14 protein-coding genes are annotated in these 14,290 nt (G+C 60.4%); 10 read left to right on the top strand and 4 right to left on the bottom strand.

The features are described 5' to 3' along the window. Window positions 1–195 precede the first annotated feature (195 nt). The 10 genes from KGR00_RS00990 (at window position 196) to KGR00_RS00945 (ending at window position 8,487) form a co-directional block, all read left to right on the top strand. On the top strand, window positions 196–633 hold the full coding sequence (locus KGR00_RS00990; RefSeq protein ID WP_224418045.1) for a VOC family protein: 438 nt from the start codon (window positions 196–198) through the stop codon (window positions 631–633). A 7-nt stretch (window positions 634–640) separates the two neighbouring features. After that, complete coding sequence (locus KGR00_RS00985) at window positions 641–1,591, top strand: LysR family transcriptional regulator (RefSeq protein WP_129140272.1); 951 nt, start codon at window positions 641–643, stop codon at window positions 1,589–1,591. Window positions 1,592–1,664: 73 nt separating this feature from the next. Continuing rightward, window positions 1,665–2,669, top strand: a complete 1,005-nt coding sequence (locus tag KGR00_RS00980; RefSeq protein ID WP_224418046.1) for a TRAP transporter substrate-binding protein — start codon at window positions 1,665–1,667, stop codon at window positions 2,667–2,669. A 61-nt stretch (window positions 2,670–2,730) separates the two neighbouring features. Then, window positions 2,731–3,294: a TRAP transporter small permease gene (locus tag KGR00_RS00975; protein WP_224418047.1), complete on the top strand. Its 564-nt coding sequence runs from the start codon at window positions 2,731–2,733 to the stop codon at window positions 3,292–3,294. 58 nt (window positions 3,295–3,352) lie between these two features. After that, complete coding sequence (locus KGR00_RS00970; protein ID WP_224418048.1) at window positions 3,353–4,654, top strand: TRAP transporter large permease subunit; 1,302 nt, start codon at window positions 3,353–3,355, stop codon at window positions 4,652–4,654. Between the two features lie 410 nt (window positions 4,655–5,064). Continuing rightward, window positions 5,065–5,643: a suppressor of fused domain protein gene (locus KGR00_RS00965; RefSeq protein ID WP_224418049.1), complete on the top strand. Its 579-nt coding sequence runs from the start codon at window positions 5,065–5,067 to the stop codon at window positions 5,641–5,643. A gap of 401 nt (window positions 5,644–6,044) precedes the next feature. After that, on the top strand, window positions 6,045–6,521 hold the full coding sequence (locus KGR00_RS00960; protein ID WP_224418050.1) for an SMI1/KNR4 family protein: 477 nt from the start codon (window positions 6,045–6,047) through the stop codon (window positions 6,519–6,521). Between the two features lie 225 nt (window positions 6,522–6,746). Then, on the top strand, window positions 6,747–7,097 hold the full coding sequence (locus tag KGR00_RS00955) for an SMI1/KNR4 family protein (RefSeq protein WP_224418051.1): 351 nt from the start codon (window positions 6,747–6,749) through the stop codon (window positions 7,095–7,097). A gap of 86 nt (window positions 7,098–7,183) precedes the next feature. Further along, on the top strand, window positions 7,184–7,879 hold the full coding sequence (locus tag KGR00_RS00950) for a hypothetical protein (protein WP_224418052.1): 696 nt from the start codon (window positions 7,184–7,186) through the stop codon (window positions 7,877–7,879). A gap of 158 nt (window positions 7,880–8,037) precedes the next feature. Continuing rightward, window positions 8,038–8,487 carry an SMI1/KNR4 family protein gene (locus KGR00_RS00945; protein ID WP_224418053.1) on the top strand — a complete coding sequence of 150 codons (450 nt, stop codon included), beginning with the start codon at window positions 8,038–8,040 and terminating at the stop codon, window positions 8,485–8,487. 572 nt (window positions 8,488–9,059) lie between these two features. On the opposite strand, the gene purU is transcribed toward KGR00_RS00945, so the two are convergent. From purU to KGR00_RS00925, 4 genes are all read right to left on the bottom strand, one after another. Beyond that, the gene (gene purU / locus KGR00_RS00940; RefSeq protein ID WP_129140268.1) at window positions 9,060–9,923 is read right to left on the bottom strand and encodes a formyltetrahydrofolate deformylase; all 864 of its coding nucleotides are present in this window, start codon (window positions 9,921–9,923) and stop codon (window positions 9,060–9,062) included. Between the two features lie 282 nt (window positions 9,924–10,205). Next, window positions 10,206–10,847: a sarcosine oxidase subunit gamma family protein gene (soxG, locus tag KGR00_RS00935; protein WP_224418054.1), complete on the bottom strand. Its 642-nt coding sequence runs from the start codon at window positions 10,845–10,847 to the stop codon at window positions 10,206–10,208. Continuing rightward, complete coding sequence (locus KGR00_RS00930; RefSeq protein WP_224418055.1) at window positions 10,840–13,890, bottom strand: sarcosine oxidase subunit alpha family protein; 3,051 nt, start codon at window positions 13,888–13,890, stop codon at window positions 10,840–10,842. Before KGR00_RS00930 ends, soxG begins: the two co-directional genes overlap by 8 nt. Next, complete coding sequence (locus KGR00_RS00925) at window positions 13,887–14,279, bottom strand: sarcosine oxidase subunit delta (RefSeq protein WP_129140265.1); 393 nt, start codon at window positions 14,277–14,279, stop codon at window positions 13,887–13,889. Before KGR00_RS00925 ends, KGR00_RS00930 begins: the two co-directional genes overlap by 4 nt. Window positions 14,280–14,290 lie beyond the last annotated feature (11 nt).

Raw genomic sequence — 14,290 nt, 5'->3', positions numbered from 1 at the left:
AGTTAGTTTCCAAATCGGGTGCCGGGGACAAGGCGAAGCGAGGGCCCTTTGCCATGGATGGCAAAGGTAGCGCCCAAGGAAGGGTTTACAGCGCCCTCGCGAAGCCTTGTCGTCGGGTGGCCCATCCCGTCTACCGGCTTTGAAATGAGCTTTAAGCCATCACTCCCAACGATAATCACGCAAGAGGATTCCACCATGGCCGTCAGCGATCCGTTCCATCTCGCCGTCCAGGTCCGCGACATCGACGAGGCCCGCCGCTTCTACGGCGATTTCATGGGCTGCCCCGAGGGCCGCTCCTCGGATTCCTGGGTCGACTTCGACCTGTACGGGCACCAGTTCGTCTGCCACCTGAATCCGGCGCTCAGGGACACCCCGGTCGCCAGTCACAAGAACCCGGTCGACGGCCACGGCGTGCCGGTGCCGCATTTCGGTATCGTGCTGGAAATGGACGCCTGGCAGGCACTGGCCGACAAGCTGCGCGAGAACGGCGTGGCCTTCGAGATCGAGCCCTACGTGCGCTTCAAGGGCGAGCCCGGTGAACAGGCCACCATGTTCTTCTACGACCCCTCCGGCAACGCCCTGGAATTCAAGGCCTTCAAGGATCGCGAGACGCAGCTGTTCAAGAAGGCCTGAGCGGCCCATGACCTTCGACTTCAAGGAACTCGAGGCCTTCGTCTGGGTCGTCAGGCTGGGCTCGTTTCGCAAGGTCGCCACCCGGCTGCACCTGACCCAGCCGTCGATTTCCGACCGCATCAACCGGCTCGAGTCGGCGGTCGGCGAGTCGCTGCTCGACCGCGGCGCTCGCCCCATCCAGCCCACGTTGCGGGGGCGCGAGTTCTTCGCCCATGCCGAACGCCTGCTGGAAAGCCGCGAGGAAGCCCTGCGCCTGTTCCAGAACGAGGAAGCGTTCTCCGGCACCCTGCGCCTGGGGATCATCGAGACCATCGCCAACAGCTGGTTTCCCGATTTCATGCGCCGTCTCGCCGAGCGCTATCCCCAGTTGACCCTGGAACTCACCGTCGACATCTCCCCCCAGCTGCATCAACGGTTTGCCGACAACGATCTCGACATGCTGTTCGCCATGGACGGCGTGGCGCCGGGCCTGGCCGTGGAGGAAACGCCGCTGTGCACCTACGAGATGGGCATGTTCGTCGCCCCGCAGCACGTCGAGCGCCTGCACGCCGAGGGGCCGGGCGCCCTGCCGTTCATCTCCTTTTCCAAGCAGGCCCGGCCCTATACCGAACTGGTCGCCTATCTCGCCGAGCAGGGCATGGATGCCCCCAAGATCCACTGCGCCAGCACCCTGATGACCATCGCCCGGATGAGCATCGAAGGGCTCGGCGTGGGCGTTCTGCCGGTTTCCACCGTCGCCGACAGCGTGCGCCGCGGCGAACTGGCACGACTGGCCCTGCCGCGGCCCCTGCCGGCGATGGTCTACGAGACCGTATGGCGGGCGGCGAGCTACCCCCGTTTCAGCCGCAGCGTGGCGCATCTGGCGCGACAATGCGCCGCCGACTACGACCGGAATCATGCCGACGATGCCAGCCTGCCGCAGGTGAAAGCCTGGGCCGATACTGGGAATAAGAATTAACGATTTGACCCTCGGCCGCGGGCGCCGGAAGAATGACTCGGCACCTTTTCAACAACAACACGAGGTCTCTGCCATGCGTCATTCGCTGTCTCCGCTGGCCGTGCTGATGGCCGCCGGCGCCCTGTCCGCCGCCGTCTCCACCCCCGCCCTGGCCGCCGAGCAGTGGAACCTGGCCACGCCCTACGGCGATGCCAGCTTTCACACCAAGAACACCAAGCAGTTCGCCGAGGACGTCGAGAAGGCCACCGATGGCGAACTGGCGATCACCGTGCACAGCGGCGGCTCGCTGATCTCGCACGCCGAGATCAAGCCGTCGGTCCGCCGGGGCACCGTCCAGGCCGGGGAGATATTCCTCTCGACGCTCTCCAACGAGTCGCCGATCTACGAGGTCGACACCCTGCCGGGCCTGGCCAACAGCTATGAAGACGCCTACGCCCTGTGGCAGGCCTCCAAGCCGATCATCACCGAGCTGTTCGCCAAGGAAGGCCTGATGCCGCTGTACGCCGTGCCCTGGCCGTCGCAGGGCATCTACACCGACTTCGAGCTGACCGATGCCTCGCAGTTCAAGGGGCTGCGCGTGCGGGCCCCCAACATCAACACCCAGCGCTTCGTCGAGAATCTCGGCGGCAACCCCACCGAGACCGAAGAGGCCGACATCCCCACCGCGTTCAGCACCGGCCGCGTCGATGCCATGATCACCTCGGTCTCCACCGGCAAGTCGATGGCCGCCTGGGATTACGTCTCGAACTTCAGCGACGCCAACCTGTGGTTCCCCAAGAACATCGTGTTCGTCAACAAGCGCGCCTTCGACCATCTCGACGAGGCGTCCCGGAAGGCCGTGCTCGATGCCGCCAAGCAGGCCGAGCGCCGTGGCTGGCAGATGAGCAAGGCGGACCGCGCGGCCAGCGCCGAGGCCCTCGAGGAACACGGCATCACCATCAGCGAGCCGCAGGGCGAACTCGAGAAACAGCTCCAGGCGGCCGGCGACACGCTGTTCCAGAGCTGGCAGGAGCGCGCCGGTGACCAGGCCAAGCGGCTGGTCGAGGACTATCGCGCCCGCCAGCAGGCGCAGAACTGACGCCTCCGGGCCGGCGCTACTCCGCCGGCCCGGCCTCGCATCCCGCCGCCTGGATACCGCCATGACCTTTCGACTCGCCCGACTCTACGACCTCGGCGCCTGGGGCGCCGCGCTGTGCATGCTCGCGATCTGTGGGCTGGTCACGCTGCAGGTGCTGTTTCGCTGCCTCGACGGCCTGCTGTCGCTGCTCGGCACCGCCCGGCTGGGCTGGGAGATCAGCGGCGTCTCGGAAATCGCCGCCTACCTGCTGGTCGGCGCCACCTTCCTCGGCCTGGCCTACACCTTCGTGCACCACGCGCATATCCGCGTGACGCTGGTGATCTCGCGCCTGCCCGCCGCCGCGCGGGTATGGGTCGAGGCGGCCTGCCTGACGGTCGCCCTGGCGCTGACCCTGATGCTCGGCTGGGAATTGATCGCGCTGATCCGCGAAAGTCTGGAATACGGCGACGTCTCCTCGGGGCTGCTCGCCATCCCGCTGTGGATTCCGCAGAGCGTGCTCGGCGTCGGCGTGGCGCTGCTCGGCCTGGCGCTGGCCGAGGCCCTGCTCACGACCCTGCGTTTCGCCGTCACGGCGCCCGGCCGTTATATCGCCCCCGAACAGCACGAAGAGGCCGGCGGCGAGTGAGCCCCCGTTTCGCCGAGCACTCGCGCCAACGCCAACCATCACCGAGGAGACCGCTGCCGTGCTGACCCTCAGCCTCGTCACGATCGCCACCCTGGCCCTGCTGCTGGGCGGCGGCGTGTGGATCGCCTTCGCCCTGCTGGGTACCGGCTGGATCGCCCTGTCGCTGTTCTCGAGCTTCGCCCCGGGGCCGATCCTCGCCTCCGACTTCTGGGGCGCCAGCTACGGCTGGGATCTCACCGCCCTGCCGATGTTCGTGTGGATGGGCGAGATCCTGTTCCGCTCCGGGCTCGCCGACAACATGTTCCGCGCGCTGTCGCCCTGGCTGAACCGTTTGCCCGGCCGCCTGCTTCACTCCAACATCATCGGCAGCGGCCTGTTCGCCGCGGTGTGCGGCTCCTCGGCGGCGACCTGCGCCACCGTCGGCAAGATGACCCTGCCGGAGCTCGAGCGGCGCGGCTACGACCCCAACCTGGCGATCGGCACCCTGGCCAGCGCCTCGACGCTGGGCCTGCTGATTCCGCCGTCGATCATGATGATCGTCTACGGCGTGGTCACCGAGCAGTCGATCTCGCGGCTGTTCATCGCCGGCATCGGCCCCGGGTTGCTGTTGCTCGTGCTGTTCATGGCCTACCTGATCGGCTGGTCGCTGCTGGTCGGCGAGCGTCAGGGTCGCGCCGGTCGGCGCGAGGCCTCCACCACCCTCGGCGAAAAGCTGCGCGGCAGCCTGCAGTTGATTCCGCTGCTGATCCTGATCGGCGGCATCCTCGGCAGCATCTACGGCGGCTTCGCCTCACCCACCGAGGCGGCCTCGTCCGGCGTGGTACTGTCGATGCTGATCGCTCGCGCCAACGGTCACTTCGACAAGGCGATCTTCCTCGACTCGCTGTTCGCGGCGATCCGCACCGCCTGCATGATCGCCTTCATCATCGCCGGCGCGTCCTTTCTCTCCTCGGCGATGGGCTTCACCCAGTTGCCGATGAAACTGGCCAACGCCATCGCCACCCTGGGCCTCTCGCCCACCGCACTGCTGGTGATCCTGACCCTGTTCCTGCTGGTGCTGGGCTGCTTCCTCGACGGCATCTCGCTGATCCTGCTGGTCACCTCGATCATCATGCCGCTGATCGACAAGGCCGGCTTCGACCTGATCTGGTTCGGCATCTACCTGGTGATCGTCGTCGAGATGTCGCAGATCACCCCGCCGGTGGGCTTCAACCTGTTCGTCATCCAGGGCATGACCGGCAAGGACATCATCACCATCACCAAGGCCACGATCCCCTTCTTCCTGCTGATGATCGTCGCCATCGCGCTGATGCGGCTCTTCCCGGAGATCGCGCTGTATCTGCCCCAGGCGATGAACTGAGCCCAACGGCCCCGTCGCCGCCCGAAGAACCGGCCGTTTCGCGCCCGATCACACGCGATCCGCTGGTCGTCTTCCATGCCCCAGACGCCGCGCGGCCTTCATGGACCGCTGGCGGCGCGAGATCAATATCCTCGGGGATGGTGACTGATCCGCTATTGCCGACACTGTTGTAAGACATTGCCGACAGGGTCTTTCAGTCATTCGCGATAGCGCCCACTGGTGCGTGTTACGTAAAGTTTCCCATTGATTCATTCGTGACAGTCGGATAAACCGCGGCTCGGGGCCGCGCCATCACCCGGGAGATGCACCGCTCATGACGGCACGCTTCGCTATATGTGCTGGATCAAGGCAAACTCGGTCAGGGTTTGCGACTACGGTGCTTTGGCTTTCAACCATAAAGGACTCCCAAAATGGCAGGCGTAACTGAAGACAACCGAGAAATCGCAAAAAAGATAGCCTCCAACTTCTGCGGAACCCCTGCAGTCCGAAAATATTGGGATGAAAAGAAAATATTCTCCGTAGATCTTATTGAGTGTAAAGACCGTCCCTGCGAGGGGGTCACCTCATACTCTACCATTGGCTTGTCGGATCACCCTTTAATTCATAAAAACGTTGAATTCCCTGTCCACCTAGAACTAACTGGAGCGTCAGAGAGCTCAAATAATATTTTCCCTCACGCATTGACCACGGCAGCATTCTATATAATTAATGAAAAATGGTTTTGTTGTCCAGGCGCGATGTTGAAAAACGCAATAAAATTATATGAAAAATCTTTAGAAATGCAGCATTTGCTCTTCACCACGCCATTCTTATGGGACGACCTCAGGGCCACGAAATATCCTACAAAAACCGTAACCTGGCTACTGGCAGTCCCCATATCAGAAGACGAAAGACAATACGCAAGAAGCAATGGCACAGATGCATTGGAAAATTTGTTCGAAAAAGAGCAGATAGACATATATGACTTGTCAAGAAAATCTCTTTTATGAAGAATAAATTCAAGCGACAAGCACAGTCGCCACGGTACTCAGGGATCTTTGATACTCCGCAGGAATACCTTTGCTGGTGTTCGGAAGCCAGGTTACTTTCGAGAGCGGCATTCGACTTCAGGCGGCCGCCTGTGCATGTTGCAATAGGTCGCGAAGCTCAGCCGGGGCCCTGCAGCTATATATTAGCTCCCGTGTAAGAAAATGGTTGAACATACATCCTGTAGGGTTCTTTGGATAACATCAAGATGGCATACCCCAAGCGGGATCTTTGCGAGCAAAATATCTCAGGAAAATTAGCCAACATAGGAGTTTGGCCTTGTGCATGTATGACGACCTATACTCATCCGAGATGAAATAAAATAAACCCAACCCAGGAAACGTTTATCCAACAGGAATCAAGTATGTTGCTTGAAATATGCAACACAGGGAAAAATCTAAGCTTGAGCGATTTTGAAGAAGTCGAAAGAAAGCTTAAAAAACCTCTCCCCATGGCTTACAAAAAGTTCCTCTTGAAGCATAACGGCGGAGAACCAAGAGAGAGCTATATAGATTTTGACGCCGAGAAACTAAATCTTTCAGGCCAAGCCATCAATGTATTTTATGGCCTGGGTGTACAACCATGCGATGACATCGTCCATAAAATCGGGTCAATTGGAGACCAAATTCCTGAAGGCGTTATCTTTATTGCTGACACTGCTGGAGGAGACCACTTCTTGCTTTCTTTGAGAAAAGACTCCTATGGAGAAATTTTTTATAAAGACCATGAGTTTGAAGACCTCTCTCCTTTTGAGCCGAGCAAAAATATACTACCCGAAAGCATCGTAAAGGTAGCCAATACCTTTAGTGATTTCTTAGATGCCCTTTATGGTGATGAATAGGCAGCTTCAAGCTGCAAGCGCAACATTTATCAGGCTTCCACTAATCATATAATATTATAAAATATCTGCATAACCCAGTCACGCAGAATTAATCATAATGGCAGGAAAAAACTCGGCCATCACACCAGAACAGGGAAATAGACATGAGAATATTCGAACCGATAGACGACAATTTTGAAAATTTGGACGACGAGAATATCTTACATATAGAAAACATCATAAACCATGCCCTACCTGAAGCATACAGAATTTTTTTTACTCAGCCATGGCAGATGTATGTTTTCAGGAGACGCTACCATAACAGACATCGCCGGGAATGAGCGGGAAATATTCACAATGTTTGGAAAGGGTGAGTCCGGAGGAGTGATCGAAGACTACCACATACACCCTAGTTACGCGCTTGAAAACTTAATACCCATTGCTGATGACATGTTCAACAACAGGTTTGCCATGAAATACACAACTGGAGAAATATTCTTCCTGGATCATTCACCAGGAGAGAACAAATGTGTGAAGGTGGCAAAATCTTTTACTGACTTCCTTGAAATGATCAACATAGAACCTGGATCAGGTTAGCCATCGGGATGGTGGTTACCTTCTCCCCTGATTCGGCACAGAAACGACAATCTGATAGAGCCAAGCATCCTGAACAGAGGTCAAACATGACTCAAGAAGCTCTTGCACAATACTTAACCATGTATTTCCACCGCCCCCAAATACTGCGCCTCGATCAAATCCCAGAACCTGATCAAAAAAAGCTACCCCACAGTTGGATAGAGATCCTTGCTGTCGACGGTGAGAAAAGGGTTTTAAAAACCATTGAGCAATGGCGGAATTTCGAAGCAGAGCTCTCCCAAGTCATAGAGTATATGAAGAAAAACCTTCTAAGAGTAAGTCTGATTCATCACGAGACAGGTTACAGCTTAGTTTATGAAATAAACTCCAGCAGTGGAAACAAGATTCTTTGTTACGAAGGAAGAAATCCCATTGAAAAGAAACTAGACCAAAACATGGAAAAACACTGGCCAGCACTGCCTGAACAACTGAGAAAGTTTTACGACACGCTCCACAACGGGTGGTTTTATTTGGCATCCGGCTCTATGGGCTTATCGCCAGTAGAAGATTTTTTCTTTTTAGATGAAGATGAGTGGCAGATTCTAGAAGAGCTGGAAACGCCCCTTCCAAACTTAAGCAAAACAGTTTCCGTATACACGAATGGCATGGGTGGATATGTTTGCCTTGAGTTAACAACTTACCAACCTGAGTGTTTGCTTTGGTGGAAATCCAACCCCCCTGTATTAAACTTAGACTTATGGCCTGTTGTAGACTCGTGGACAACAATGGGGTTTGAGGAATAAGTGCGGCCCCATAAGCTCAAACCACCAAAGGTGCAGCGCAGCCAGGAAACGACAACAACAACAACTCATAAAAACCTCTAATCCATTATCAAAAAGCATCAACTAAACGTCTAAAAAACGGCGATATTCACTCCTCATTCAAGACCCAGGTTAACAACATGACGGATATTTCCACTCTAAAATCTCGCTATGAGTCCATTTACGGACACGAACCATGTGGCGACGGTGCCTTGGAAGATATCGAGAGGACGTTGGAAATAATTCTGCCTGAAGACTTCAAGGAAATCTCCAGGTTCTTCTCGGGTGGTTTCTTAGGTGGAGTGAGCCACAACGATATTGAAAGCTGCGGAAACTCAACGAGTATTTTACAGGAAACACTAAGGGTCCGTGAGCAAACTGGACTAAACAAGCAATATGCAGTCATCGCAGAGCCTTCCGAAAGCATCATCCTGCTAAACACAAAGGGTCAACCTTCTATAATTTGGTGCGACGCTATAGAAATAGAAAAAATGGGCACGAATGAATTTGGACCACCCCCTGATACCTGGCAAAACTACAGGGACTTTTTCGCTTACCTGTTAGACGAAGAGGAACAGGAAAATGCATGAACCCGTTTTAAATCAAGGAATCATTACCCGAGAATTCTGATTGCGACATCTGGCCCAGGTGGCATGGTGTTGTACACTCTACATAGATTCCTCGATACCATGGACGTTTTCTTTTCCTGCAACCAGTATTATTACACAGGTAGTCGGGGAACAATTTGGCGAAAGAGGAACCTATCCTGAAAAATGCAGGGACACGACCCTCCCTACGACCTTGATCGCCCTGATTTTAAAGGAGAATGAGGTGGGACCTACCACTCAAGTTATCACAATGATCGACAAGGTATGGGAAGAACCTTTAAACACGGAAATTCCGCACCGGCACATTGATGTGTCTTTGTACAACGAACTCGAAAGCAACATACCTGACGGACAGGTGATGAAAGGGGCTTGTAGGGATGGACAGGACAGACGCAAAAAACTTTGATGCCTCCCACCCCAAAATCGTTCCGCGTAGTCCGCAAGGCGGCAGGGGGTGAGGTAGCCCCCTTGCCCATTTACCAAGCGGAATATCAATCACACGAGGTACGAACCCGAGTAGAATTGAGAACCCAAAACCCAGTGACAGTTTACATCTAGCGCGCGAACACCACGGTGCGTCCCTGGTTGAGGAACACCCGACGCTCGACGTGGTAGTCGATCGCCCGCGCCAGGGTCAGGCATTCGATATCGCGCCCCTTGGCGACCAGGTCCTCGGGGTAGTGGGTGTGATCGACCGGCTCGACGCCCTGGGTGATGATCGGGCCCTCGTCGAGGTCGTTGTTGATGTAGTGGGCGGTGGCGCCGACCAGTTTGACGCCCTTCTCGTAGGCCTGGTGGTAGGGCCGGGCGCCCTTGAAGCCGGGCAGCAGCGAATGGTGGATGTTGATCGCCCGGCCGCTGAGCAATTCGCACATCTCGGGCGAGAGTACCTGCATGTAGCGGGCCAGGATCACCAGCTCGGCGCCGGTCTCCTCGATCACCTCGCGGATCTGCGCTTCCTGCTGGGGCTTGGTGTCGGCGGTGATCGGAAAGTGGTGATAGGGCAGATCGTGCCACGCGGCGAGCGGCTCGAGATCGGGATGGTTGGAGACCACCGCGCGGATGTCGATCGGCAACTGGCCGATACGGTAGCGATAGAGCAGGTCGTTGAGGCAGTGATCGGCCTTGGAGACCAGAATCACCGTGCGAGGCCGGGCGCCGGGCGCGGTGAGTTCGAACTGCATGTCGAATTCGGCGGCGCGCGGCGCGAAGGCGGCCTCGAAGGCCCCGGCATCGAAGCCGTCCTCGGGGCGAAACTCGGCGCGGATGAAGAAACGCTCGCCCAGGCGCTCGTCGAAGGAGTGCAGCTCGGTAATGTAACAGCGCTGCTCCTTGAGAAAGCGCGTGACCACATCCACGGTGCCCAGCCGGCTGGGGCACTGGGCGGCGATGATCCAGGTATCGGGGGTGCGGCTCATGGCGCCTCCTGTTGGTGATTGTCGTTGGCCCGTCTTGTAGACGGTACGCCAGTGTCGGCCTTAGAGGGTATTTACAAACTGCCTGCGCTCGGCAATACGGCGTTAAAACCGGCCTCAAAATGCTCATTTACCCCGTGTAAACTCCGCTTTTTCGACCGATTTTGCCTTGTCTTGCCTTCGCTCGCCGACTTTGTAAACACCCTCAAACACACCGATCAGCCGACGAAAGAACGAGAGGGCGCCGTGGCGCCCTCTCGACATACCGCTTGCCGGGCACGTCCGTCAGTCGCCGGTGGACACCGCCAGGCCGTACTCCTCGCCGGCATCCACCAGCCAGCGGTAGCAGTAGTCGGCGAAGCTGCGGCGCAGGACCAGCTCCCAGCGCCCCTCGTCCGGCCGACGCAGGATCGCGGTGGCCTTGGCGAAGGTCGTGGTCACGCCCTTGCCGGCCGGGAAGTGCCGCGGGTGGACGTCGTAGGGCGTGGATTTCATCAGCACCTCGCGGGCCATCGGCCCGGAGAGTTCGACGACGGTCTGCCCGCCGCTGACGTCGACGATGGCGAAGTGGGCATCACCCAGGGCATCGCGCAGGCGCTGCTCCAGCGAGAAGGCCTCACCGTCGGGGACGATGACCAGCCACTCGTCCGGCGACAGCCACTGGATCGAGCGCTCGCCCGACTCGTCGAGGACCAGCGCGCCGGGCCGCGCCGGCAGGCTGACACCGAGCACCTGGCGCACCGCTTCGTCGAGGACGATCGCCCCGCCGCGCAGGATCAGGTGGCCGAGAAAGGCCCGCTCGCGCAGCGTGACACCGGGGCTGGCGGGCGCGCGCCGGGCGCGCTCGTCGAGCTGGCTCAGCGCCAGCGGCGATTCGGCCTCGACCTCGGCGGTCGGGCGGCTGTCGAATAGACGCACATCAGACATTCTGGCGCTCTCCCTTGGGATCAACGAACACGGTACTCACGATCTCGGCGGCATGGACCTTGCCGTCGGCCATCGGCAGGTAGACGGTCTCGCCCATGCGATGGTGGCCGCCCTTGACCACGGCCAGGGCGAAGCCGCTGTCGAGCACCGGGCTGTAGTAGCTGGAGGTGACGTGGCCGACCATGGTCATGGGAATCGCCTGTTCGGGGTCGAAGACGATCTGCGCGCCCTCCTCCAGCACCACCTTGGGATCGTGCGGGCGCAGGCCGACCAGTTGCTTGCGGTCGATACGCCGGGTATCGGGGCGGCTCAGCGCACGCTTGCCGATCCACGGGAACGGCTTGTCGTAGCCGATCGCCCAGTACATGTTCAGGTCCTCCGGGGTCACCGAGCCATCGGTGTCCTGGCCGACGATGATCAGTCCCTTCTCGGCACGCAGCACGTGCATGGTCTCGGTGCCGTAGGGCGTCAGGTCGTACTTCTCGCCGTGCGCGAACAGCGTCTTCCAGACGTGCATGGCGTAGTTGGCCTGAACGTTGATCTCGTAGGCCAGCTCGCCGGTGAACGAGATGCGGAAGACCCGCGCCGGAACGCCGGCCACGGTGCCTTCGCGCCAGTCCATGAACTTGAAGGCTTCCTTGTCGAGGTCGATGTCGGTGACCTCGGCCATCAGCTTGCGCGCCTCGGGGCCCGTCACGGTCATCGTCGCCCAGTGGTCGGTCACCGAATCGAAGTAGACCTGGAGTTCCGGCCATTCGGTCTGATGCCACAGCTCGAGCCACTCCAGCACGCCCGCGGCGCCACCGGTGGTGGTGGTCATCAGGAAGTGGTTGTCGCCCAGGCAGCTGGTGGTGCCGTCGTCCATCAGCATGCCGTCGTCCTTGCACATCAGGCCGTAGCGGACACGCCCCGGGGCCAGCTTGGCCCACTTGTTGGTGTAGACCCGACCCAGGAACTCGCGGGCGTCCGGGCCCTGGATGTCGATCTTGCCCAGCGTCGAGGCATCGAGGATGCCCACGCCCTGGCGCACCGCCAGGCACTCGCGGGCCACCGCGTCGTGCATGCTCTCCTTCTTGCCGTTGACGGTGCGCGGGAAGTACCAGGGGCGCTTCCACTGGCCGACGTCCTCGAACTCGGCGCCGTGCTCGACGTGCCACTGATGCAGCGCGGTGTAGCGCTCGGGATCGAACAGCTCGCGACAGTGGCGGCCGACGATCGCGCCGAAGGTCACCGGCGTGTAGTTGGGGCGGAACACCGTGGTGCCGGTCTCGGGAATGGTCTGGCCGAGACAGCGCGCGGCGATCGCCATGCCGTTGATGTTGCCCAGCTTGCCCTGGTCGGTGCCGAAGCCCATCGCGGTGTAGCGCTTGACGTGCTCGATCGACTCGAAGCCCTCGCGGGTGGCCACCTCGATGCCCGCCGCGGTGACGTCGTTCTGCAGGTCGACGAACTGCTTGGGCGCGCGCAGCGTGGGCTTCTCGTGGGGCACCTGATAGAGCGCCACGGCCGGCGATTCGCGACGGGCCACCGCCCGCGGCAGTTCGAGCCGGGCCGCGGTGAAACCGGCCGCCTCGGCGGCGCGGTTGCCGGCGGCGACGCCATCCTCGAGAACGGCGTCGAGCGCATAGATGCCCTGCGCCCCGCCCGCCGGCGTCAGTCCTTTGACCTTGCCGGGCACGAAGCCGAGGATGTCCTCGCGCCACACGGGACGCGTGCCGGTGTGGGAAGAGAGGTGGATCACCGGACTGTAGCCGCCGGAGCTGGCGATGGTGTCGCAGGCCAGTTCCTCGACCTTGCCGACCACCTGGAAGCCGTCGATGTCGATGCGCGCCACGCGTGCGCCGCTGACGCGCTTGTCGCCCTTGGCCTCGATCACCGCGCTGCCGGTGATGAGCCGAATGCCGGCGGCCCGCGCCTGCTCGACCAGCTCGCCATCGGGGTTGTCACGGGCGTCGACGATCGCCACCACCTCGCGACCCGCCTCCTTCCAGTCGAGGGCGGCGCGATAGCCGTGATCGTTGCTGGTGGTGAGTACCAGCTTCTGTCCCGGCGCCACGCCGTAGCGGCGGACATAGGTCGACACCGCACCGGCCAGCAGGTTGCCCGGTACGTCGTTGTTGGCATAGACCAGCGGCCGCTCGTGGGCGCCGGTGGCCAGCACCACCTGGGCGGCACGCACGCGATGCAGCCGCGAGCGTGACTGACGACGGCCGTCGACGCGCGGCGCGACATCGGCGAGATGCTCGGTGCGCCGCTCGTGCAGCGTCACGAAGTTGTGATCGTGATAGCCGTTGGCGGTGGTGCGCGGCAACAGGGTCACGTCTTCCATGGCCGCCAGCTCGTCGATCACGGCCTGCGCCCACTGGCTGGCCGGGGCATCGTCGAGGGGCTCGCGGCTGTCGAGCAGCGAACCGCCCAGGCGCTCCTGCTCGTCGCAGAGGATCACCCGCGCGCCGCTGCGGGCGGCCGTCAGCGCTGCCGTGAGGCCAGCGGGCCCGGCGCCGATCACCAGCACGTCGCAGTGCTGGTTCAGGTGATCGTAGATGTCCGGGTCCGACTCGGCGGGGCTGCGCCCCAGGCCGGCCGACTTGCGGATGTACTTCTCGTAGGTCATCCACATCGAGGCCGGGGCCATGAAGGTCTTGTAGTAGAAGCCCGGCGGCATGAAGGAGCCGCCCAGCTTGCCGACCGAAGCCATCAGGTCGCGCTGGACGTTGGGCCAGCCGTTGGTGCTGCGCGCCTCCAGGCCCTGGTAGAGCGCCTGCTGGGTGGCGCGCACGTTGGGCACCTGGGCGGCCTCGGAGGCGCCCAGCTGGACCACGGCGTTGGGCTCCTCGGCGCCGGCGGCGACGATGCCGCGCGGCCGCGAGTACTTGAAGCTGCGGTTGACGATGTCGACACCGTTGGCGAGCAGCGCCGAGGCCAGGGTATCGCCGGGGTGGCCGACGTAGCGCTTGCCGTTGAAGGTGAAGGTCAGCTCGCGCGAGCGGTCGACCTGGCCGCCCTGCGCCAGGCGGTTGGGCTGTGATGATGACTGGCTCATGCCTGCGCTCCCTTCATCGACGCCAGGGCGGCGTCGCTGGCTCCCACGGTCTGCTGGCCGCCATCGGCGACCTGCACCTTGTCGGCTTTCTCCTCACGCGCCAGGCTCTCGGCGGTGATGGTCGGCTGCTCGCCCATGCGGTAGGTCTCGAGAATCTCGTAGGTCACCGTATGGCGGGTGATGTTGAAGAACTTGCGACAGCCCACCGCATGGACCCACAGCTCGTGGTGGATGCCGCGCGGGTTGTCGCGGAAGAACAGGTAGTCGCCCCACTCGGCATCCGAGCAGGCGTCCGGGTCCGCCGGGCGGGCGATGTGCGCCTGGCCCTTGGGATGGAACTCCTCTTCCTCGCGGTGCTCCTCGCAGTAGGGGCAGTAGATATGAAACATGATGATTCCCC

This window comes from Modicisalibacter sp. MOD 31.J (genome assembly GCF_020147985.1).
Lineage (GTDB): Bacteria > Pseudomonadota > Gammaproteobacteria > Pseudomonadales > Halomonadaceae > Modicisalibacter > Modicisalibacter coralii.
This window is presented reverse-complemented; position numbering and strand designations above follow the sequence as displayed.

Bases quoted from the DNA above. Each gene is read 5' to 3' on its own strand.
- KGR00_RS00945 (WP_224418053.1), top strand. From the start codon at position 8,038: ATGACGGATATTTCCACTCTAAAATCTCGCTATGAGTCCATTTACGGA.
- KGR00_RS00925 (WP_129140265.1), bottom strand. From the start codon at position 14,279: ATGTTTCATATCTACTGCCCCTACTGCGAGGAGCACCGCGAGGAAGAG.
- KGR00_RS00930 (WP_224418055.1), bottom strand. From the start codon at position 13,890: ATGAGCCAGTCATCATCACAGCCCAACCGCCTGGCGCAGGGCGGCCAG.
- KGR00_RS00950 (WP_224418052.1), top strand. From the start codon at position 7,184: ATGACTCAAGAAGCTCTTGCACAATACTTAACCATGTATTTCCACCGC.
- KGR00_RS00955 (WP_224418051.1), top strand. From the start codon at position 6,747: ATGCCCTACCTGAAGCATACAGAATTTTTTTTACTCAGCCATGGCAGA.
- soxG (WP_224418054.1), bottom strand. From the start codon at position 10,847: ATGTCTGATGTGCGTCTATTCGACAGCCGCCCGACCGCCGAGGTCGAG.
- KGR00_RS00985 (WP_129140272.1), top strand. From the start codon at position 641: ATGACCTTCGACTTCAAGGAACTCGAGGCCTTCGTCTGGGTCGTCAGG.
- KGR00_RS00980 (WP_224418046.1), top strand. From the start codon at position 1,665: ATGCGTCATTCGCTGTCTCCGCTGGCCGTGCTGATGGCCGCCGGCGCC.
- purU (WP_129140268.1), bottom strand. From the start codon at position 9,923: ATGAGCCGCACCCCCGATACCTGGATCATCGCCGCCCAGTGCCCCAGC.
- KGR00_RS00990 (WP_224418045.1), top strand. From the start codon at position 196: ATGGCCGTCAGCGATCCGTTCCATCTCGCCGTCCAGGTCCGCGACATC.
- KGR00_RS00960 (WP_224418050.1), top strand. From the start codon at position 6,045: ATGTTGCTTGAAATATGCAACACAGGGAAAAATCTAAGCTTGAGCGAT.
- KGR00_RS00975 (WP_224418047.1), top strand. From the start codon at position 2,731: ATGACCTTTCGACTCGCCCGACTCTACGACCTCGGCGCCTGGGGCGCC.
- KGR00_RS00965 (WP_224418049.1), top strand. From the start codon at position 5,065: ATGGCAGGCGTAACTGAAGACAACCGAGAAATCGCAAAAAAGATAGCC.